Origin of the sequence: Rhizobium sp. LjRoot98 (genome assembly GCF_964252935.1) — a bacterium.
GTDB lineage: Bacteria > Pseudomonadota > Alphaproteobacteria > Rhizobiales > Rhizobiaceae > Pararhizobium.
In genome coordinates this window covers 178,926-200,683 of record NZ_CAXUPW020000006.1, presented here as the reverse complement: position 1 = coordinate 200,683, position 21,758 = coordinate 178,926, and the positions used below count along the sequence as shown (strand labels likewise).

Here is a 21,758-nt window from a genome sequence, read left to right as displayed (position 1 = left end):
CGGACTATAGGAAAGGTTGATTTCAATGCAACATCAGACCAACCGGCTTCTGCCTTCAGCCTCATACATGAAATCGGCCCAAGGAGAAGCTCTTTCTACTGGATTTCACGCCTTTTACCGTTAGATCAGCCATGCTACCGGACAGCTTGGCCCCACAGCCAAAACCACAGCCATCATCGGGGAAACTCTCATGCAGGACACAAAAATCGACCTTCTGATCGCCGAAATGCGCAAGCTATCGGAGGCAATCGAGCGGATCGCCGGTCCAGCCCCTGCCGTGAACGACTGGGATTCTGCGGAATGCTTCGTCTGGGCGCCTCAACGGCTGCACCTTCAGCCGGTGACCAAGCCAAACCGGGTGGAACTCAAGCTGATCCAGAGCGTCGATCATGTCCGCGATATTCTGTTCGATAACACGCTGAGATTTGCGCAAGGCTTTCCGGCCAACAACGTATTGCTCTGGGGCGCACGCGGCATGGGCAAATCCTCATTGGTCAAGGCGGTGCATGCCAGCGTCGCTGCCGATGCAGGTATCCGCCTGAAGCTGGTCGAGGTGCATCGCGAAGATATCGCCACGTTGCCAACCCTGATGGAAATCCTCAAGACCGCCCCTGTCCCGGTCATCGTCTTTTGCGACGACCTGTCCTTCGATCATGACGACACATCCTACAAGTCGCTGAAAGCGGTCCTTGACGGCGGCATCGAAGGCCGGCCTGCAAACGTGCTGCTGTATGCGACATCCAACCGCCGGCACCTGTTGCCGCGCCATATGATGGAAAATGAGCAATCGACGGCGATCAACCCATCCGAGGCAGTCGAAGAAAAGGTCTCGCTGTCTGATCGCTTCGGGCTCTGGCTCGGGTTCTACAAGTGTAGCCAGGACGACTATCTGGCGATGATCGATGGCTATGCCGCGCATTTCGGGTTGGAGACCGACCCGGCAAAACTTCACGCCGATGCACTGGAATGGAGCACGACGCGCGGCGCCCGCTCCGGCCGCGTCGCCTGGCAGTTCATTCAGGATCTGGCCGGCCGCTCGCAGAAAAAGATCGATCTGGTCTAAACGCAGAAAAGCCCCGGAAGGGGCTTTTCTTTTGATGATTGGCGGCAGCTTCAGACTATTCCAGGAAAGTGGCCGGATTGACCGCGCTGGCGTTCTTGCGAACCTCGAAGTGCACCTGCGGCTGCGTTGCCGTGCCGCTCATGCCGGACGCTGCAAGCGTCTGGCCGCGCTGGATCTTCTGGCCGCGCTGAACCTTCAGTTCCGACGCATTGCCGTAGACCGTGACAGTGCCATCGTCATGGCGAACCAGGACCGCATTGCCAAGCTCCTTCAGGCTGCTGCCGGAATAGATGACCACGCCATTTTCTGCGGCCTTGATCGGCGTACCCTCGGGAACCGAGATGTTGATGCCGTCGTTGCGGTTGCCTTCGACGTTGGCGCCATATCCGGCAATGACTGCGCCACGAACCGGCCAGCGGTACTTGGCGATCCCTGTTGCCTTCGGCGAGGCCTCGGTCGTGTCCTCTTTCGAAGCGACTTCCGTTACCGACTGCTTGGCCACCGGCGCCGTATATTCGGCCGGCTTCGTGCTGTCGGCCTTGGCAACCTTGGTGTCGGCCTTCTTCGGAACCGAGGCGGTGACGACTTGATCTGCAGCCGAGGCATTGCCGCCCGGGATCTTCAGCGTCTGACCGATGCGGATTGCAGCACTGGTCAGGCCGTTTTCCTTGCGCAGCGCATCGACCGATACGCCGTTTGCCTTGGCGATCCGGTTGATGGAATCACCCGCCTTGACAGTGTACGTGCCGCCCTGACCGTTGCCGTCGCCGGAAACCGGCTGCTTGCCGGCGGCCATATCGGTGCGATTGACACCCTTTTCGCGGGACTGCGATTGACCGGGCAGGATTGCCACATCGCGGCTGTCCGGCTGGATCGGGATATTCTTCTGCTTATCGACATCAAGGCTCGCCGCGGCGTCCGATGCCGATGCCTTGGCAGCGCTGCTGGCTACACCGAAGGTCGGGATCAGAATGCGCTGACCCGGCTCCGCCTGCGATGAAGACGTCAGACCGTTCGCCTTGAGAATTTCCTTTTCCGGCACGCCGAACCGCTTCGAGAGCGTTGCGACGGTATCGCCCTGACGAAGCAGAACGGCAGGAGCGTTCGCCGTTGACCAGCCGCCCTTGGATGTCGTCGCCGTCGAGATCGGATCGGCATTAAGCTTCTGCTCGGCCTTCGCCAGGTTGCGAGCCGCTGGCATGGGCTGTGCCAGCGATGTATCACGCACCTTCGTAGTCGAGTCCGCCAGCGCGACACGCTGAACATTGATCGGCGTCGAAGCTTCCCGGGCGCGCGAAATCGGCGTCGATGCGGTATTAACCGGATCAGGGAAAGGCTGACTGACCGCTTCCTGGCGATTGACCTGCCCTACCGGGGCAGCCGCTAGGCTACCACTCTGCACATCGCTGCGCGGAATGGGAACATTGCTGCTGGAGATTGAGTTGGTCGTTAGATTGTCGGACTTCGAAAAAAGCCCGCCAAAGCGGCTTGCATCGGAGCTACATCCTGTCGCTACGCTTGCCAGCAATATTGCTGCAAGCAGGCGGACAGCGGACTTTCCCACACTCGACGAAACTCTAATACGCATGACACTTTACCCACTTGGAACACAACTCGGTGTAAAATGATTAAAACGCATTAGAGTTACCGCACGGTTAAAACCGATATTAGCTTCCACTTTTTTTGATGAATTGATAACCATGATCGCAGACCGCCGTCCCGCGTGCCCGCGATTGACCTAGCGTATCCCGGCAAACGGCACCCGCCGGGACGGCGCGAAGCGCTTCAAATACGGGCACGCCTGCAGGCCGCCTCGGCGATCATCAGAGCAGCGGTTTGTGGCTTTTACCCGGCAGCTTCAATTGACTACGGCCGAAAGCTCAAAAACTTTCCCTGTAGAATTTTTCGATCTCGGAGAGGCCGCTGCGTGTCTGTGACACGTCCTCATAGCTGATCGTACCGGTATCCCAGCCGAACATATCACCGGTGATCATACCGCCGGTATCCTGCGCAGCGGTCAATTCCGACTGCACCTTGTCAGCATCGAGCAGAACACTGACAAGCGTCTGAAACCCCGATCCACCGTCCATACCGCTCTCGTCGCTATAGGCGACAGAACGCGCACCGGCGATGGCCGCATCGCGCGTGCCGAAATAGCGCAAGCTGTTCTGGTCTTCCGGGCGGAGGTTGTCGTAATACTCGATGAAGGCGCGATAGTAGGCCTTGTGGTCGCCAGTCTCGCTATATTTGCCAAATGCCTGGTATTCGCGGGCAGCCAGCTGCGGCGAAAGCTTGTTGCTCCATTCATCTCTGGTCAGCGCCGGGTATTTTTCCTGAACGCGCTTTGTACGGCCCAGAAACAGCAGCGCCTCCGCAGACAGCGAAACACGCGAGGAAGGGTCGTAGCCTCCGGTCAGCGACACGGATGTGCCGGAATCCTCCCGATTGCCGGAGGCACCCTGCGCTGCCGCACGGCCGGCAAGATTGTTCATCCCATCTCCGGCTGTCGCCGAGGCCAATCTGTTCGCGATCTGCATCTGCCGCTCCTTGCGTTTCTACGCCTGGAATAGAACTGACAAACACGCATCACTTCAGGGGTCAGCTCAGGTCTATGACTTTTGTGCGCAGAATTCGGTTAGGCCCCGAAACTTGCGCGAAACTGACCGCCGTTAACGAGAGGTTAACGCCCTGTTTTTCCATGGAATATACGAATAGAGAAAGCAGGCTGAAAACGATGCGCCGAACTGCAGCAACAGTCGAGGGAATCAATTCACGGAAGGGGTGCTTTTAGTCTTTGGGACAAACACGCGGCTGAAGGTCTGCCTGGACAATCAGAGAAATGAAGCGACTTGCGGGACGAACGGCAGATAGGGCGCCTCGAACAGATCCTCCCGGTCAAAGCGGCTACCGGTGCGCGTCAGCCGGACGATGCGGCATTCGGTTTCGCTCATCATGATCGGCACGATGAGGACGCCGCCCGACACGAGGTGATCGGAAAAGACCCGCGGCAGGCTGGAGAATGCGGTCGTCACCAGGATTCGGTCAAAGGTCCCCTCACCCGTCGGTCCGATGCTGCCATCCGCGTGGCGGACGATCACATTGCGGATACCGGCCTTTTCAAGATTTCGCTGGGCGCTGGTCGCAAGCGTCTTGTAACGCTCGATCGTCAGCACCCGCTCGGCCATCCGCCCCATCACGCCAGCCGTAAACCCGCTGCCGGTACCGACCTCAAGCACGCGTTGGCCCGCCTTGACATTCAGGCAGTGCAAAAGCCGCACGGCGAAATCGAAGCCTTCCATGAAGGCGCCGCAATCCAGCGGAACGAGCCGCGAGGAATAGGCATTCTCCTGATACTGCGGTGGGGTAAAGATCGACCGTGGCGTCTGCTCGACGGCGTTGAGCAGCTCCTTGTTGGAGATGCCTTCGGCCCGTAAACGCAGCACCAATGCGGCAAACCCTTCCTGCTCGATAACGCGCGGGCTCAATCGGCCTCTCCATCAAGAAGCGCGCGGGCGACCCGGTCCTGTACCGCGTAGTCGGTCAGATCGAGCTTCAATGGCGTCACGGAAATCTTGTGCTCGCGGATCGCATGGATATCGGTACCTGCCCTGAAGTCGCCGAAGCGCTCGCCGAAACGAAGCCAATAGTAAGGATGACCGCGTCCATCGGAGCGCTCATCGATCGACAGGCCGAAATCAAGCTTGCCCTGACAGGTCACTTCGGTGCCGGTCACCGCATCGGCCGAACAGTTCGGGAAATTCAGGTTGAGAAACGTCCCGTCCGGCAGATCAAGATTCATCAGCTTCCTCAGAAGCTTGGGCGCGTGGGTTTCCACAACATCCCAGGGAACGATACCGCCATCTGCGTGGCGAAAGGCCTGGCTGAGGGCAAATGAACGGATGCCCTGCAGCGTTCCTTCGATGGCTCCGGCAATCGTGCCGGAATAGGTGACGTCGTCGGCCATGTTGGCGCCGACATTGACACCCGACAGGATGAGATCCGGCTTGACGTCCAGAACCTTGCGCACGCCCATGATGACGCAATCGGTCGGCGTCCCGCGCAGCGCGAAATGCTTTTCCGAAATCTGCCGCAGACGCAGGGGCTCTGACAAGGTCAGAGAATGCGCAAGGCCGCTCTGGTCCGTTTCCGGCGCCACCACCCAGACATCGTCGGAAAGCGTCCGGGCGATCCGTTCGAGCACGGCAAGGCCTTCGGCATGGATGCCATCGTCATTTGTCAGCAGAATTCGCATCTTAACCCCTGCCGCCAGACGCGGCTCAACCGGCCTTTTCGATCTTCGTGAGGCCGCCCATGTAGGGCAACAATACGTCCGGGATGGTTACCGATCCGTCTTCATTCAGATAGTTTTCGATGACGGCGATCAAAGCGCGGCCGACAGCGGTACCGGAACCGTTCAGGGTGTGAACGAACCTCAGGGCCTTGTCGTCCTTCGTCCGGTAGCGGGTGTTCATCCGCCGGGCCTGAAAATCGCCGCAGACCGAGCAGGACGAGATTTCGCGATAGGCGTCCTGCCCCGGCAGCCACACTTCCAGATCGTAAGTCTTGCGGGCACCAAAGCCCATGTCGCCGGTGCACAGCGTCATGACCCGATAGTGCAGGCCGAGGCGCTTCAGCACTTCCTCGGCGCAGCCCGTCATGCGCTCATGTTCATTAATCGAATTGTCGGCATCGGTAATCGACACGAGTTCGACCTTGTTGAACTGATGCTGGCGCAGCATGCCGCGGGTATCGCGGCCAGCGGAACCTGCCTCGGAACGGAAGCACGGCGTCAGCGCCGTAAAGCGCAGCGGCAGGGCATCGGCCTCAAGGATCTGTTCGCGCACCATATTGGTCAACGGCACTTCTGCCGTCGGGATCAGCCAGCGGCCATCCGTGGTCTTGAAAAGATCCTCGGAAAACTTCGGCAGCTGCCCCGTTCCATACATGGCCTCGTCGCGGGTCATCAGCGGCGGCTGGACCTCAAGATAGCCGTGTTCGCCGGTATGCAGGTCGAGCATGAACTGGCCAAGCGCCCGCTCAAGGCGCGCCAGCTGGCCCTTGACGATGGTGAAGCGCGAACCGGCGATCCTGGCAGCGCCTTCGAAATCGAGCCAACCGAGTTCTTCACCGATTTCGAAATGTTCTTTCGGCTGGTGATTCCAGCCGGGCTTCTGGCCATGGCTGTGCTTGACCACATTGCCGTGCTCATCGCTCCCGACCGGAACATCGTCGAGCGGAATATTCGGAATGCTGGACAAGGCCTCGATGAGGGCGGCGTCCGTCAGCCGGTTTTCCTCTTCCAACGCCGGCATCGTGGTCTTCAACTCGGCCACTTCCGCCTTCAGCTTATCGGCAAGCTCGCTGTTCTTCTGCGCCATCGCGGCGCCGATTTCCTTGGATGCGGCATTGCGGCGCGACTGCATGTCCTGCAGCGACTGAACGAGAGAGCGGCGCTTTTCATCGAGCGAAATCAGTGCAGCCGACAGGGGCTCGGCGCCGCGCTTTGCAAGGGCGGCGTCCAGGGCTTCGGCATTATCCCTAATCCATTTGATATCAAGCATGGTCGTTCAGGTCCTGATCGGTCTTGGTAAAAACTGAGACCCGAACGCATTGGCTGATACACAAGCGTATCAGCCGGCGTTTTCCTCCGCCTCGGCAACCTCGCGCGCAGCTGCGTCGCGCGCCCGTTGCCGTTCGATGAGTCGGGCCGTGTAGATGGAAATCTCGTAGAGAAGGATGGCGGGCAGAGCAAGGCCGATCTGGGACACCGGATCCGGCGGCGTCAGGATGGCGGCGGCGATGAACGCAATGACGATCGCATATTTCCGCTTTTCCTTCAGGCCATCCGCCGTGACAAAACCCACGCGCGCAAGCAGCGTGGTGATGACTGGCAACTGGAACACCAAGCCGAACGCGAAGATCAGCGACATGATCAGGCTCAGATATTCAGACACCTTTGGCAGAAGCTGGATCGACACCTGTCCGTTGCTGCCATCCTGCTGCATAGCCAGGAAGAACCACATGACCATCGGCGTGAAGAAGAAATAAACGAGGCAACCACCGAGAATGAAGAGAATGGGCGATGCAATCAAAAACGGCAGGAAAGCCGCGCGCTCGTTCTTGTAAAGCCCGGGCGCGACGAATTTGTAGACCTGCGAGGCAATCACCGGAAACGCGATCACCAGCGCGCTGAACATCGCCACCTTGATCTGGGTGAAGAAAAATTCCTGCGGCGCGGTGTAGATCAGCTCAACCGAACCATGATTGAGACCAGCCCAATCCACCGCCCACTTGAAGGGCTGGACAAGAATGTTGAAGATACCCTTGGCAAAATAGAAGCAGACGAGGAAGGCCACGAAGAACGCACCGACGGCCCACATCAGGCGGGCGCGCAGTTCGATCAGGTGCGCCATCAGCGGCTGGGGCTTGTCTTCGATATCGCCGCTCATGCGTCACCTTTTTTCTTCGTCGTCTTGGCTGCTGACTTGCTGGCGGCCGGCTTGACATCGGCCGAAACAGCAACCTTCGCCTTTTTCGCCGGTGTCTTTACAGCGGACACAACAGCGGGCTCAGGGGCTACCGTCTTCGGCTTGGCAACACGTTTCGGCTTGGGCTTTTCAGCCTCGGCGGCACGATCCATCTGCTTGGCAGCCGATGCGATTGCAGCAGCGGCAACAGGATCAGCCTTTGGCTGCTCCTGCGGAACTGCGGCCTCGGCTGAAACGGAAGCGGGTGGCGGGATATCCGCCTTTGGCGCGGGGTCAACCGCCGTCGCCTTCTGCAGATCGGCCTTGATATCATTGCCCATCTGCCTGAGCGGGTTCATCGCCTCGCGGATGGTGTTGGCCGGGTTGAGTTTTTGAGCGTCGCTCAGCGTCTTTCGCACGTCGTCGAGGTCGGCTTCCTTCAGCGCTTCGTCGAATTGTTGGCGGAAATCGTTCGCCATGCCGCGCATCTTCGTCATCATCTTGCCGAAGGTTCGCAGCATCGGCGGCAGATCCTTCGGACCAACCACAATGATCAGAACGATGGCAATAACGACAAGCTCGGTCCAGCCGACATCAAGCATTCTCAGGAACTCCACAAAACCGAAGGCGGCAGGGCCTGCCCGGACGGGTCAGGCCCTGAACAATATGCATGATTAGCGGACTTCGTCGGATTTGTGTTCGACCGTCTTGCCATCGACGGTCTTGTCGGCCGATGCCGTCTCGTCGTCGGTCATGCCCTTCTTGAAGCTCTTGATGCCCTTGGCAACGTCGCCCATCAGTTCCGGGATCTTGCCACGGCCGAACAGCAGCAGAACGACGACCAGAACGATCAGCCAATGCCAGATACTAAAGGAACCCATATTCTTACTCCCTTGAAGCCTGTAACCCCGATTTAAGATGCTCAACCATCTTTTTCAAACAGCAATCCATTTCGCTGGTTAGCGGAAAGGCGTCCGTCGCGCAATCCTTACACCGAGACTGCGGCGGAGATACAGCCAACTGTATGAATCGCCGAACTTTCCAGCGTATTCTGGCCACGAAGTCACGAGGACGTGACCAGAAAAGCAGTAAGGGGCGAGACGAAAGCGCCGCTCTACTCGCCATCCCCGCCGGATGGCGGCAGAAGGCCGAGTTCTTCGAGATCGAGTTGCGTGATCGGATCCTCGTCCTCGCCAAACCCATCGTCACCGAGCGGCACAGGGATCTGGAAATTTGCCGGGATGCGTCCGGACAGCAACCCTGCCCCCTTCAACTCCTCAAGGCCTGGGAGATCGCGCAGTTCCTCCAGCCCGAAGTGATCGAGAAAGTCCCGCGTACTGCCGAATGTCACCGGCCTGCCCGGCGTGCGGCGGCGGCCGCGAAAGCGGATCCAGCCCGCTTCCATCAGCACATCCAGCGTCCCCTTGGACGTCTGCACGCCGCGAATATCCTCGATCTCGGCTCGCGTCACTGGCTGATGATAGGCAATGATCGCCAGAACTTCGAGGGCAGCGCGCGACAGCTTGCGCACCTCGTTTTCATCGGTCTGCACGACGAACGAAAGGTCGGCGGCCGTGCGGAACGCCCAGTGATCGGCGACCTGCAACAGGTTGACGCCACGGCCGGCATAAATGGATTTCAGCCGCATCATGATGCGCCGAACGTCCGCTCCCTGCGGCAGGCGTGCGGCGATATAGCCCTCCGAGACCGGTTGGGCAGAGGCAAACACCAGCGCTTCAGCGATGCGCTCGACTTCCAGCTCAGTGCGCGGATCAATCAAGGGAATGGTTGTCTCTGCGCCGTCCTCTTCCTCGATCATCCCCGGCAGACGCTCTTGCGGCTCAATCACGCCCCGCCTCCATGGCCGCTAGCCCTTCGGGCGTGAGCGGATTTGGTCCCTGGCGGAGATAGATCGGCGCAAAGGCACCATCCTGGCGGATTTCGAGGCGCCCTTCACGCACCATTTCCAACGAGGCGGCAAAAGAACTGGCAATTGCCGTGGCGCGTTCCTTCGGGCTCGTCATGTAGCGCAGCAGAAAATGATCCAACGCTGTCCAGTCGACCATATCGCCAATCAGCCGCGCCAGCACGAGCCGCGCATCGGCAAGCGACCAGACCTGCCGCTTCTCGATCGTCACCTGCATCACCGCCTCACGCTGGCGCAGCGACGCATAGGCATGGAGCAGATCGTAAAGCGAAGCCTCGAACGCCGATTTCTTTTCGACCGGAATATGTTCCGGCGCACCACGGGCAAACACGTCGCGGCCGAGCCGGTTGCGGTTGATCAGGCGGGTGGCTGCCTCGCGCATGGCTTCAAGCCGCTTGAGGCGGAACGCCAGCGCCGACGCCATCTCCTCGCCTGATGGGCCTTCGTCCTTGGCCTGCTGGGGAATCAACAGACGAGACTTGAGGAACGCCAGCCAGGCGGCCATCACCAGGTAATCAGCCGCCAGTTCAAGCCGGATGCTGCGGGCACGCTCGATGAAGGCGATATATTGCTCGGCAAGCGCCAACACGGAAATACGCGAGAGATCAACGCGCTGATTGCGGGCAAGATGCAGCAAAAGATCGAGCGGACCTTCAAACCCGGCGATATCGACGACCAGCTCTTCCTCGTGCAGGCCGCGATCGGAGGGGTCATCCTGCCACAGAGAATCCATCGGCGCCCGTGTCGCCGGTTTCTTCTGCGTGTCGCCGGCGTTACTCACGATTGCCCTGCCCCTGAAATCAGCTCATGCCTCCTACGCTATAGCCAGCATGCCGTTAAATTCTTCCCGCAGCGCTGCTTCGTCCGAGGCGTCGGGCTTAGCAAAGCCAGCCTCGACAGCCTGCACACGGCGCAGCCTGTCTCCGGAAATGACCGGCACGACCCGCGCGACCTGATGCATTTCATCCATGATGCCATGGCAATGCAACACCAGATCGAGCCCGGCAGCAATAATCCCGCGCGCCCGCGCCTCGATATCGCCGGCCAACGCATTCATCGAGACATCGTCCGACATCAACAGACCATCAAAACCGATATGGCCGCGGATGACATCCCGCACCACCTTCGCCGAGGTCGTTGCCGGATTATCCGGATCGATGGCAGTGAAGACGATATGGGCCGACATGCCCATCAGTTCGTCCTTCATGGCAACGAACGGCAGAAAGTCGCTGTTGGCCAGTTCATCGAAGGAAACGTCGACCACGGGCAGCTTATGATGCGAATCGACAAAGGCCCGGCCATGGCCCGGCATATGCTTCATCACAGGCAGCATGCCGCCGGCCTTGAGGCCAGCCGACGCAGCGGCGCCGATTTCGGCAACGGCGCGCGGATCGTAGCCGTAAGCGCGATTGCCAATGACGTCACTGCTGCCTTCGATAGGCACATCCAGTACCGGCAGGCAATCAATGGTGATACCGAACCGCATCAGGTCAAATGCATGCAGCCGCGACATCAGCCATGCGGCGCGCAGACCCTGTTCACGATCACGACGATAGATTTCGCCGATGGCCGCACCATTCGGATACTGCGCCACGATCGGCGGGCGAATGCGCTGGACGCGGCCACCCTCCTGGTCGATCAGCACCGGCGCATCGGGATTGCCGATGCTGTCGCGCAAGGACGCCGTCAGATCAGCAATCTGGTTGGCTTCGCCAATATTGCGTCCAAACAAAATGAAGCCCCACGGACGCTCGTCCGCGAAAAAGGCTTTTTCGTCCGGGGTGATGGTCAGGCCTTTGCAGCCCGAAATGAATGCTTTTGATTCGGTCATGCCGTATGATAGCCGCAGCCCTTGGCAAGACGAAAGCCGGTTTCTCGTCTTGTCTCAGCATTCGCAACGCTTGCGGCCAGCCTCGGACATGAAAAAGGCGCGACCAGTGGCCGCGCCTTTTGTGGGCTGGTCATTCGACCAGATTATCGTGTCACGAGGCAGCTGCCGCCAGCGCTCTTGTACTGTGCGCACATCGCGTTGGCGGCGTCGCGGGAGCCTGCCGGAATACGAACCCGGTAATAGGTGCCCTTGCCTGCGATTTCGGCCTTCTTGATATCGACACCCTTGCCGCCAATCACGCTGCCGAACTTGCCGGAGAGCGTCTTGTAGGACGTCTGGGCTTCGGCTTCGGACGGCAGCGAGGCGATCTGGATCACATAGGTACCAGGCGCAATCGAGGCTGTTTCGACCGGCTTTCCTTCGGCAGCAGGCTGCGTTGCAGCGATATCGTTCTTGAAGGTATCGACAACCTTCTGCTCTGCGGCCGGACGCGTCTGCGGTAGCGGGTTCGCATCGGCTACATCCGTCGTCTTGACGGGGCGGACCGGCGCGGTTTCATTAACCGTTACGTCTGCGGCCTCAGCAAGTGCGCTCTTCTGTCCCTGCTCGGCAAGCTGTTCGACAACAGGCTGCGACTTCGGCGTCGAAGCGGTCTCGATCGGCTTGGTCAAGGTTGTCGTCTTGACGACATTGACCTGCGGTTCGCCATTGTTGGCAGCAACATTTGTCTGCGGCTCGGCCACCGGCTCCTCGCGGGCTACCAACGTCCCGTCAGGCTTGACGATCATCGTGCGAACCTTGCGCGGCGATACAGCAGGCGACTGTTCTGCGTCAGCTGTGGCATTGTCCGCCGTCTGTCCATCCGGCAGAAGCCGGGCGCTGCCATCGTCGTCCACCGGCATCACGCCGGGAAGGTCATCATCAGTGCCTTCATTTGGCAGATTTTCCGGTGTCAACGTCCGCTGAACCACATCAATCGGTTCTTCGGTGGAGGAAACCAGGGTCCCCTGCTGAGGCGTCGTGTCCTGCGCACCGGCAACACGGTCATAAACGGCCTTGTCCTGGTTCGGAACGGTCTTGCCGCCCTTCTCCACCGGCACCATCTTCACCGGCGACTTGTCCGCCAGAATGATTTTCGGCTCGCCGCCGGACAGCGAGGAACCCGTACCGCCCATGAAGGCATAGACGCCAACGCCGCCAAAGATCGCCAGACCGGCAACGGTTGCGGCCAGCAGCGCCAGACGGCGGCGGCCCGAACCGCGGCGCTCGTCGTCATAATCGTTGTTGGCGGCATAACCGGAACCAACGGCCAAACGGTCGGAGGACGGATCATTGTCCTGCGGCTGGCTCAGCGACCGGCGGAAGTCCTCTTCCATCGCCTTCTCGAACTCGTCGAAATCCTCTTCGACGCGAACATTCGACGATTGAACAGGTGCTGCAGCTTGCGTCGCATTGGCACTGCGGTCGACACTCTGTGCGGTGCGGCCCGGAGCGGCAAAAAGCTGAGCCATTTCAGCATCGATATCAAGATCGTAATCCGGGTGATGAACAGCCGGGCGCTCCTGCTCGACAACAGGCAATTGGGGAACGTTAAGGTCGGCAATCGCCGTCAGGCTCTCTTCCGTTTCCGAAATCATCGCCGGATCAAAAGCCAAAGCGCTTTCCGGCTCCTCGCGAACTTCTTCCACAGCCTCCGGAATGTAGGCCGCAGGCGCTACCGGGGTGAAAGCGGCGACGACTGGTGCGGCTGCAACAGGTTCGGCGGCGGTAAAGGGGATCTCCTGTGCCGCCGGCTCAAAAGCCGGAGCATCGGCATCCAAATTGATATCGATATCGGAAAGATCCAGCTCGAACGTATCGAGATCGAAATCAGGCTCGGCGTTGACGGCCGGCTTCAGGGCTGCAGCGGCCTCGATCACCACCGGTTCGGCGGCGGCTTCTGCCGGTTGATAGGCAGCCTCAGCGACAGCGACGGCCACTGGTGCGGCCACCACGGCTGCCGCCAGCGGCGTTGCATAGGCTTTCTGGGACGACACGCCGCCGTTCGTGGCGACGGGCGTCGCACGGCTGAACGTCGGTGTAAACGGGTAGTTGACTTTGCGCGCAACCTCCACCGGAGACGCAACCTCCGCCTTGGGCGGCACGGGAAAACGCTCGATGTCGGCCAGAAGGGCATCAATGCCGTGGGTATCCGCAGGCGAAATAACGATATTGCCGGATGTCGGCGCCGGTGTATCCCGCCATTCCGGCAGCTCGGCCTGCATCAAAGCTTCAGGATCGGCAACAGGCTGCGCGGCTTCGGGTGGGGAATAGTCCACAGCTTCGAACGCAACCGGGCTCTCGAACACAGGCGCAGCAACAATTGGCTCGGCAACACTTGCGAAACCCGCTGCGGAAAAGTCCTGTTCCGGCTCGAAGTGAGGCGCCTGACGGATATCTGCCTGCTGCGCTTCGTCGTAGCTGATCGACAGCTCCAGCTCACGCTCCAGGTCCGCACCGTCAAAAGCCGGCTCGCTCCATTGCTCGACGGCCCAACCATTATCGATTTCGGGGGCAATGTCGGCTTCCGGGGCGACCGCCTCCGGTTCCTGTGACCAGGATTGCGCCACGGAATGCTCAGGCACCATCGCCTCGAAGGCAATGTCCTGCTCGAAAACCGGCTGCTCGACAGCAATCGGCTCGATGCTTTCGGCCGGCGCGACCACATCGACAACGGGCGCAGCGACCTCTACGGCCTGATATTCGACGGCAGGCTGCTCAACGGGCTGCGAAAGAGCAGCATGATACTCTTCATCGAAAGGCGCGAAGGAAACAGGCTCTTCGATATTAACCGGCTCGGCAACATGAACAACTGGAGCAGCCTGTGGCGCATCATAGACATCGAACTCGCGCAGGAGTTCGTCTTCGAGATCGAGAACCGGCTCAGGAAGCACAGATTCCCTATTTACCATCTCACGATGCCGCTCGAGTTCCTGCAGCTGTTGAACTGCAGGCCGATTGTCATAGCCGACGATGCGGGCGAGTTCTGCCAATGGATCATCGTCCGCCAAAACGTTGAAATCCGCAGCCCCGCTTCGTGCCAATTGTTTCTCTGCCATCCGCTCCACTCACAACTACTAGCCAGTCATTGCCAGTGCATTGTGGGTAAATGGTGACAATACTATCGCATCTCGTTTGGTGCAGCGGTACCTGTAATAGACAGGCCCGACTTCAACACCGAGGCGACAGCACGCACCAGCCCAAGTCTGGCAATGGTCAATTCTCCATTTTTATCGTTAACAAAACGTAATTCTGGAGACTCTTTACCTTTATTCCAGTGCGCGTGGAAGGCGCTGGCAAGATCATAGAGGTAAAATGCGATCCGATGAGGCTCCTGGGACAGTGCGGCGGCCTCGATAATACGCGGATATTCTGCCAGCTTGGCAACCAGTTGCAGCTCGTTCGAATCAGAGATGTTGCCTTTGATAGCGCCGGCGAGATCGGCGGCCGCGAAATCAACGTCCGGAAACGCCTCTGCCGCCTGACGGAAAACCGACATGCAACGCGCGTGAGCATATTGCACGTAGAAGACCGGGTTATCCTTCGACTGTTCTGTGACCTTGGCAAAGTCGAAATCGAGCGGCTCTGAACTCTTGCGATAGATCATCATGAACCGCACCGAATCGCGGCCGACCTCTTCGACGACATCCCGCAGCGTGACGAAATCGCCCGACCGCTTCGACATTTTCACCGGCTCACCGTCGCGATAGAGCTTGACCAGTTGGCAAAGCAACACGGTCAGCTTCGACGCGCCGCCGGACACCGCCCGCGCCACGGCTTCCAACCGCTTGACGTAGCCGCCGTGATCGGCACCGAGAACATAGATCATCTCGTTAAAGCCGCGATCGAACTTGTCCTTGAAATAGGCAACGTCGGCGGCGAAGTAAGTATAGGTCCCATCCGACTTGATCAGTGGCCGGTCGATATCGTCGCCAACCTCGGTCGAGCGGAACAGCGTCTGCTCGCGATCTTCCCAGTCTTCCGGCAACTGCCCCTTCGGCGGCGGCAACGTGCCCTTGTAGACATGGCCCTTGAAGGTCAGATCGTTGATGGCGTTGCGAATGCGTGTTGCGCCGTCCGCATGCAGCGTGCGCTCGGAGAAGAACACGTCATGATGAACGTTGAGTGCTGCCAAATCCTGGCGGATCATCACCATCATTGCGGCAATGGTGCGCTCCTTGACGAGCGGCATCCATTTGTCTTCCGGCATGATCCGTAGGCTCGATCCGAACTCGGCAACCAGTGCCTCGCCGACCGGCACAAGATAATCGCCGGGATAGAGCCCTGCCGGGATTTCACCGATCTTTTCGCCCAGAGCTTCGCGGTAGCGCAGGAAAGCCGAGCGCGCGAGCGTGTCGATCTGCGAGCCCGCGTCGTTGATGTAATATTCCTTGGTCACCTCATAGCCGGCGAACTCAAGCAGGTTGGCAAGCGTGTCGCCAACGACGGCGCCACGGCAATGGCCGACATGCATCGGGCCGGTGGGGTTGGCCGAGACATATTCGACATTGACCTTGCGGCCGGCCCCGACGGCACTCCTGCCATAATCGATGCCTTCGCCGATCATTGCGGTCAGCAGCTTCTGCCAGTACGCGATCGAAAGCTTGACGTTGATGAAGCCCGGGCCTGCGACGGAAACGTCAGCAACTTCCGGGTCTTCCTTGAGCTTGGCGACAATCTGGTCTGCCAATGCACGCGGATTGGTACCGAGCGGCTTGGCCAGCACCATCGCGGCATTGGTCGCGACATCGCCATGGCTCGCATCACGCGGCGATTCCACGCTGATTCGGCTGAAATCAAGCTCTGATCGGTTTTCACGCACGATATCAAGCGCTTCCAGCACGTTTTTAATTCTTGATCCGAAGTCAGTGAAAAGATTCATGGCACCCATCCGCTCAGCTGCGCCCAAAGGCGCGAGGCCGCGTTCCTATCGTTCACATCAACGGCAACCCGATATGCTCGATGCTGCCGCCAACCGGCGCGGTGACTACCGCAAATCAGGGGTATGGTCAAACAAACGCCTGTGCACGGAGATTGCATAGGTATCCGTCATCCCGGCCAGATAGTCGCCGACATGGCGCGCCTTGGCCGGTTCTGCCATGCCGGGGATCTGGTCAATCCAGTAGTGTTTCAGCATCTCGCGCGGATCGGCCATGAAGGCCTTGTAAAGATCGGTGACGATCAGGGCAGCATCCTTGCGCACCCGCATCACGTCCGGATGCCGGTAGATCCGCGTCATCAGCATCTTCTTGATCTGCTTGTCCGTCTCGGCCATGGCCTTTGAGAAGGTCGCAATCACCCTACCCGCGTTGCGCACATCAGGAGCACTCTGCGGCCGGATGTCTTTCAGATTATCCTGCGCAACGGTGATCACGTCCTCAACCATGGCGGTGATTTGCCGGCGCATGATTTCATGGGTGAAGCGGCTGGCTTCCAGCCCCGGGTAGCGATCGCCGACCTCACGCATCAACCCGGCGAGGAACGGTATTTCCTCCAGCATCTCGAACTTGAGATAGCCGGAGCGCAACCCGTCATCAATATCATGCGTGTTATAGGCGATATCGTCGGCAATCGCCGCCACCTGCGCTTCGAGGCTTGCAAAACTTGCCAGTTCCAGATCGTGCAGCGCGCAATAGTCGCGAATGGGCTGAGGCACCGGACCGCGCGTGCCCTCGCCGTTGGCAGCCACAAGTGGCCCATTGTGCTTGACCAGCCCTTCGAGGCTCTCCCATGTCAGATTGAGACCATCGAACTCGGCATAGCGGCGCTCGAGTTTGGTGACGATCCGCAGCGACTGGGCATTGTGATCGAAACCACCATAGGGCGCGAGCATCTCGTGCAACGCGTCTTCGCCGGTATGACCGAACGGCGTGTGTCCAAAATCGTGGACGAGCGCCACGCCCTCGGCCAGATCCTCGTCCAGTTTCAACGCCCGCGCCAGCGCCCGGGCGATCTGGGCAACTTCGATCGTGTGGGTCAGCCGGGTGCGATAATGATCGCCATCGGCGGCAATGAAGACCTGGGTCTTGTGCTTCAGACGGCGGAAGGCCGTGGTGTGAACGATGCGGTCGCGGTCGCGCTGGAAATCGGAACGCGTCGGGCTGCCTGTTTCGGGATAAAGCCTCCCGCGGCTGGCCCACGGATCCGAGGCGAAAATCGCGCGTTCACCGGCACCAAAACCAAGCGCATGTCTGTCCAATGTCATTTCCCGTTCAGCATCCCATTGACGCGGTATTAAAGCCTTCATACCTATAGTGGGCGCTGCAGGAAAGCACCGAGTGGACATCGCTTTTGGCGATGAACGAAATCAAGGGCTTGCCGCGCGAATTGATCCTTCCCGTCCGTCGGCACGACTTGGGCAACGGGTGACGTAAACAGCGAATCTCTCCGGTTCTTGACCCCGGCAGGAGGTAGATATGACAATAGAAACCGTAACTCTCTCGGACTCGGCGGCAAAACGCATTGCCGTGATCCTGAAATCGGATGCCGAGAAAAAGGCCATGCGCGTTTCCGTCGAAGGCGGCGGATGTTCGGGCTTTTCCTATAAGTTCGATCTGGTCGGCGATGCCGATGACGACGATCTCGTTCTGGAAAAAGGCGAGGCCAAAGTTCTGATCGACAGCCTGTCACTGGTTTATATGAGCGGGTCCGAAATCGATTTCGTCGATAATCTGCTCGGCCAGTCGTTTCAGATCAAGAATCCGAATGCCGTCGCAAGCTGCGGATGTGGCACAAGTTTCTCGGTCTGACAGCGGCCCTAAAGATAGGGCGATCCCAACCAGAATATCTTGTTGAGCAAGCGCGTCGTAAACGGCGTGGCGCGCAGATCAGCCAGTGTCACGGGCTGGGCGGTGCTCAACACGCCCTGTAGTCTGTGGCCTACGGCGCTGGCAAAGCCGGCGTCCAGCACCTCCAGATCGATCTCGAAATTGAGCCGCAGAGAGCGCGGATCGAGATTGGAAGAGCCGGCATAGGCCCAGCGATCGTCGACCGTCATCAGCTTGGAGTGATTGAACGCACCTGTGGCGCGCCAGATGCGGCACCCGCCCTTCAGTGTCTGGTCGAACTGCGCCGTCATCGCCCGATCCACCAGCACCAGGTTGTTGACGGCAGGCACGATGATATCGACCTCAACCCCACGCATCGCTGCCGTCACCAATGCGCTGATCAGCTCCCGGTCAGGCAGAAAATAGGGTGACATGATGCGGATGTTGCGTCTGGCGACGGAAAAGGCCCCCATCATCATCTTGTGGTTGGATTCGTTGGCGCGGTCCGGCCCGGAGGGCACGGCCCGCATCAGCATGGTGGGCTTCTGCTGAGAGGGCGCAACAGAGATTTTCCATGCCGGCCCATCCAGCGCCTCGCGGCTCGAGAACCGCCAGTCTTCGGATGCTACCTGAAAAAGATCGGCAACGACGGGACCAGTGACGCGAAAATGCGTGTCACGTGCCTGTCCTTCGCCGGCAAACTCGCCCGTAAAACCAGAGCGGATGTTCATGCCGCCGGTGAAGGCGACGGAGCCATCAACAATGAGAATCTTCCGGTGAGTGCGCAGGTTGGCATAGGGCAGCCGCAGCCCCATGATGATGTTGCCATTGAAAACCTTGGCGGTAACGCCGCCTTGCTGCAGGTAACCAACGATGCTTGGCACCGAATAGCGCGCTCCAACGGCATCGATGAGCACCCGTACAGCAACGCCGCGCCTGGCAGCGGCGATCAAGGCGTCGGCGAACCGCAACCCGATTGGATCGCGATCGAAAATATAGGTTTCGAGAAGCACAGAGCGCGTTGCACCGCCGATCTGCTCCAGCATCATCGCATAGGCAGCATCGCCGCCCTCCAGCATCGTGATGCCGTTTCCGCCACACATGCGATGCCGGCTGACACGATCCCCCAGCAACTTCATTGCACCGAATCGCTGCCCGAACCGCTCTGCGATGACCGTGCTGGAAACATCGAACTTGCCCATGGCATCCGGTCCGCGCTCGCGGAACAGTGATCGCTGCTGCCCGATCGACGAGCGGCGGATGCGATTGATGCCGGCAATCCCGTAGATCAGCGCTCCGACGATGGGCGACAACAGGATCACGCCAACCCAACCAAGGGCCGAGCGAACCTCGTCCTTGGTCATCGTCGCGTGAATGGCGGCAGGAACGCCAAGGATGATGGAAAGCGTCGCCAGAATATGCGGCCAGTAGGTTATCAGCAGATCGATCATGCGCAGAACTATAACGGGCCGGAACCAGGAAGCAATTCGGCCGCCATCCACACGTCTTTTACCCTCACCGGGTTTGTGAAAAACACGCGCAGCGGCTAAAAGCAGAACAGGCCTCTGCGCCGCCAGCCAAAAGGACGTCCATCGCATGAAAATCGTTACCTGGAACATCAATGGCGTTCGGGCCCGCATCGACGTTCTCGTGGCCTGGCTGAAAGAATCGCAGCCCGACATCGTCTGCCTTCAGGAAATCAAGACAATGGATGAGGGCTTTCCCCGCGCCGAGATCGAAGCGCTGGGCTACCATGTCGAGACGCATGGCCAAAAAGGCTTCAACGGCGTCGCCATCCTGTCGAAGCTGAAGCCGGACGAAATCAATCGCGGCCTGCCTGGCGATGCGGCCGATGAGCAGTCACGGTTCATCGAGGGTGTGTTTTCGGTCAAGGACGGGGCAATCCGTGTCTGCTCGCTCTATCTGCCCAACGGCAATCCGGTCGAAACAGAGAAATATCCTTACAAGCTATCCTGGATGGAGCGCCTGGCTGCCTTTGCGCAGAGCCGCCTTGCTCTGGAGGAGCCTTTGATTCTTGCCGGCGATTATAATGTCATTGCCGAGCCGCATGATTGCTGGGACGTTAAAGTCTGGCAGAACGACGCGCTATATCAGCCGCGCACCCGTCAGGCCTTCCGCCGGCTCGAAAACCTGGGCTTTGCCGACGCCGTCCGTTCAACGACGGATGCGGCGCCACTCTACACATTCTGGGATTATCAGGCCGGTTGCTGGCCGAAGAACTTTGGCATCCGCATTGATCACCTGATGCTGTCGCCGGAGGCGGCCGACCGGCTGATCTCGACGGATATCGAGAAGCACGTGCGCGCCTGGGAGAAGCCGTCCGATCACGTGCCGGTGGCAGCGCAGTTCAATTTTGCTGCTTGAATGAAGGAGCCCTACGGCTCAATCGCTATCGCTGTCGAGATGAATGCTATGCGCCATCGCGACGGCCTTGCGGCGGTCATCTTCTCCGGCGATCGAGAAGGCCTGCTCCTGCAGGGATTGCAGCCAGGGTCTTTCCTTCGGAGTACACTGGTCAAGCGCTGCGGTCATATAGGCCAGCCCACGCGCCGTTTGGCCTTCCTGGAAGATCACATTGCCAAATACGCCCATGGCACCGGCGTGACCGTTCTTGCGGGCACGGTTGAGCCATTTCTTCGCCTGCTGGACATTAACGCTGCCGCCGTCACCGGAAAGAAGCATTTTGGCAAGCTGAAACTGCGCCTCGGGAACACCGAAGGTGGAGGCGGCTTGAAAATAAAGTTGGCGAGCTTGACCGAGGTCGCTTTTGACAGGGCTGTCGGGAATGCCGCGGCGGTAGTACCCAGCCAATGAAATCAGTGCATTGACGAAATATCCAGTATCCTCGGAGCCGGGCTCAACCCCCTTCTCGGCGATCTCGTTATAGATCTTGAAGGCTTCCAGATCGTTTTCAGCAACGCCATCGCCATAGGCATACATGTTGGCGAGCGCCCAGCGCGAGCCCGTATGGCCCTTTTCGGCGGCGTATCGGTAGGCTTCAACCGCCTCGTCCTTGCGGCCATTCTTATAGGCGGAAAATCCAAACTTGAAGAGGGCGAAAGGGCCCGATTCCTTGGTGATGCCGGCATTCGGATCGAACGCATAAGCCATGCGATTCTCAGCGGTCAGCGTGAGCGCTACACTCAAAACAAGAAACGTCAACGACCGGTAACCGCGTATCAGCATGATAGTCTATTTCTTCCGTTCAAACCCAAGAGCCGGTTCACAAAAGGTCCCGATAAGCCTCTGTCGAAAGCGCCGCTCAAACCGGCATTTTTCAAACAGTAATCAGCGTTTCCGGCAAGAGTGCGGCCTGCCCCGGCCGCCTCATCCACCACACGCCCCTGCGACCATTCAAGCAGCTTGCGAAAGCTGCAGCAAAGCCACGTAACATCAGGGGAGGCATGGATTTTTTCGAAAATGCTATGACTCATCTTACCTCAAACGCCGCATGCTCAAAACTTACCGGCACGTTTGTCAAGTCCATCGGTGCTCCCAGTTTGTGGCGGGAAATAGACACAATCGGCAGCCAGCAGGCCGTTGCAGACTATAGAAAGAATGTGTTGCTGAATCGTCACAAAGTGTGATGCCGGAAACATAGAAATTTCAACGAGCGCCATTGAATTTTTTGATCACGAAACTA

At 59.2% G+C, this 21,758-nt stretch carries 19 protein-coding genes; 3 read left to right on the top strand and 16 right to left on the bottom strand.

Going from position 1 to position 21,758, the window contains the following annotated elements; genetic code table 11:
- Window positions 1-190: 190 nt before the first annotated feature.
- Window positions 191-1,063 (top strand): ATP-binding protein, encoded by an 873-nt coding sequence (locus ACSQ3J_RS20095; protein ID WP_060505248.1) that lies wholly within the window; start codon window positions 191-193, stop codon window positions 1,061-1,063.
- 55 nt (window positions 1,064-1,118) lie between these two features.
- On the opposite strand, the gene ACSQ3J_RS20090 is transcribed toward ACSQ3J_RS20095, so the two are convergent.
- The 14 genes from ACSQ3J_RS20090 to ACSQ3J_RS20025 all read right to left on the bottom strand — a co-directional run bounded on the left by ACSQ3J_RS20090 (window position 1,119) and on the right by ACSQ3J_RS20025 (window position 17,532).
- Window positions 1,119-2,651, bottom strand: a complete 1,533-nt coding sequence (locus ACSQ3J_RS20090) for a LysM peptidoglycan-binding domain-containing M23 family metallopeptidase (RefSeq protein ID WP_060505247.1) — start codon at window positions 2,649-2,651, stop codon at window positions 1,119-1,121.
- 292 nt (window positions 2,652-2,943) lie between these two features.
- Complete coding sequence (locus tag ACSQ3J_RS20085) at window positions 2,944-3,600, bottom strand: hypothetical protein (RefSeq protein ID WP_060505246.1); 657 nt, start codon at window positions 3,598-3,600, stop codon at window positions 2,944-2,946.
- Window positions 3,601-3,894: 294 nt separating this feature from the next.
- Entirely contained in the window at window positions 3,895-4,548 is a 654-nt protein-coding gene (locus ACSQ3J_RS20080; RefSeq protein ID WP_060505245.1) for a protein-L-isoaspartate(D-aspartate) O-methyltransferase, read from the bottom strand.
- Window positions 4,545-5,315 (bottom strand): 5'/3'-nucleotidase SurE, encoded by a 771-nt coding sequence (surE, locus tag ACSQ3J_RS20075; protein WP_060511073.1) that lies wholly within the window; start codon window positions 5,313-5,315, stop codon window positions 4,545-4,547. Before surE ends, ACSQ3J_RS20080 begins: the two co-directional genes overlap by 4 nt.
- Window positions 5,316-5,340: 25 nt before the next feature.
- Window positions 5,341-6,624 carry a serine--tRNA ligase gene (gene serS, locus ACSQ3J_RS20070; protein ID WP_060505243.1) on the bottom strand — a complete coding sequence of 428 codons (1,284 nt, stop codon included), beginning with the start codon at window positions 6,622-6,624 and terminating at the stop codon, window positions 5,341-5,343.
- 69 nt (window positions 6,625-6,693) lie between these two features.
- Window positions 6,694-7,512 (bottom strand): twin-arginine translocase subunit TatC, encoded by an 819-nt coding sequence (tatC, locus tag ACSQ3J_RS20065; RefSeq protein ID WP_037101031.1) that lies wholly within the window; start codon window positions 7,510-7,512, stop codon window positions 6,694-6,696.
- Window positions 7,509-8,132 carry a Sec-independent protein translocase protein TatB gene (tatB, locus tag ACSQ3J_RS20060; protein ID WP_060505242.1) on the bottom strand — a complete coding sequence of 208 codons (624 nt, stop codon included), beginning with the start codon at window positions 8,130-8,132 and terminating at the stop codon, window positions 7,509-7,511. Before tatB ends, tatC begins: the two co-directional genes overlap by 4 nt.
- Window positions 8,133-8,204: 72 nt before the next feature.
- The gene (locus tag ACSQ3J_RS20055; RefSeq protein ID WP_060505241.1) at window positions 8,205-8,411 is read right to left on the bottom strand and encodes a twin-arginine translocase TatA/TatE family subunit; all 207 of its coding nucleotides are present in this window, start codon (window positions 8,409-8,411) and stop codon (window positions 8,205-8,207) included.
- A 233-nt stretch (window positions 8,412-8,644) separates the two neighbouring features.
- Window positions 8,645-9,379, bottom strand: coding sequence for an SMC-Scp complex subunit ScpB (scpB, locus tag ACSQ3J_RS20050; protein ID WP_112834674.1), 735 nt, complete (start codon window positions 9,377-9,379; stop codon window positions 8,645-8,647).
- Window positions 9,372-10,190, bottom strand: coding sequence for a segregation and condensation protein A (locus ACSQ3J_RS20045; RefSeq protein WP_060505239.1), 819 nt, complete (start codon window positions 10,188-10,190; stop codon window positions 9,372-9,374). The genes scpB and ACSQ3J_RS20045 overlap by 8 nt, the downstream gene beginning before the upstream one ends.
- Window positions 10,191-10,271: 81 nt before the next feature.
- Window positions 10,272-11,288 (bottom strand): beta-N-acetylhexosaminidase, encoded by a 1,017-nt coding sequence (nagZ, locus tag ACSQ3J_RS20040; RefSeq protein WP_060505238.1) that lies wholly within the window; start codon window positions 11,286-11,288, stop codon window positions 10,272-10,274.
- Between the two features lie 143 nt (window positions 11,289-11,431).
- The gene (locus tag ACSQ3J_RS20035; RefSeq protein WP_436039972.1) at window positions 11,432-14,386 is read right to left on the bottom strand and encodes an SPOR domain-containing protein; all 2,955 of its coding nucleotides are present in this window, start codon (window positions 14,384-14,386) and stop codon (window positions 11,432-11,434) included.
- 62 nt (window positions 14,387-14,448) lie between these two features.
- Window positions 14,449-16,209 (bottom strand): arginine--tRNA ligase, encoded by a 1,761-nt coding sequence (gene argS, locus ACSQ3J_RS20030; RefSeq protein WP_436039971.1) that lies wholly within the window; start codon window positions 16,207-16,209, stop codon window positions 14,449-14,451.
- A 105-nt stretch (window positions 16,210-16,314) separates the two neighbouring features.
- Window positions 16,315-17,532, bottom strand: coding sequence for a deoxyguanosinetriphosphate triphosphohydrolase (locus tag ACSQ3J_RS20025; protein WP_060505236.1), 1,218 nt, complete (start codon window positions 17,530-17,532; stop codon window positions 16,315-16,317).
- A 211-nt stretch (window positions 17,533-17,743) separates the two neighbouring features.
- On the opposite strand from ACSQ3J_RS20025, the gene erpA reads away from it, so the two are divergent.
- The gene (gene erpA / locus ACSQ3J_RS20020) at window positions 17,744-18,076 is read left to right on the top strand and encodes an iron-sulfur cluster insertion protein ErpA (RefSeq protein ID WP_060505235.1); all 333 of its coding nucleotides are present in this window, start codon (window positions 17,744-17,746) and stop codon (window positions 18,074-18,076) included.
- 8 nt (window positions 18,077-18,084) lie between these two features.
- On the opposite strand, the gene ACSQ3J_RS20015 is transcribed toward erpA, so the two are convergent.
- Window positions 18,085-19,545 carry a phospholipase D-like domain-containing protein gene (locus tag ACSQ3J_RS20015; protein WP_060505625.1) on the bottom strand — a complete coding sequence of 487 codons (1,461 nt, stop codon included), beginning with the start codon at window positions 19,543-19,545 and terminating at the stop codon, window positions 18,085-18,087.
- Between the two features lie 145 nt (window positions 19,546-19,690).
- Between ACSQ3J_RS20015 and xth the strand changes: the two genes are divergently transcribed.
- Complete coding sequence (xth, locus tag ACSQ3J_RS20010) at window positions 19,691-20,479, top strand: exodeoxyribonuclease III (RefSeq protein WP_060505234.1); 789 nt, start codon at window positions 19,691-19,693, stop codon at window positions 20,477-20,479.
- Window positions 20,480-20,497: 18 nt separating this feature from the next.
- On the opposite strand, the gene exoR is transcribed toward xth, so the two are convergent.
- Window positions 20,498-21,301, bottom strand: coding sequence for an exopolysaccharide production regulator ExoR (gene exoR / locus ACSQ3J_RS20005; protein ID WP_060505233.1), 804 nt, complete (start codon window positions 21,299-21,301; stop codon window positions 20,498-20,500).
- Window positions 21,302-21,758: the final 457 nt, after the last annotated feature.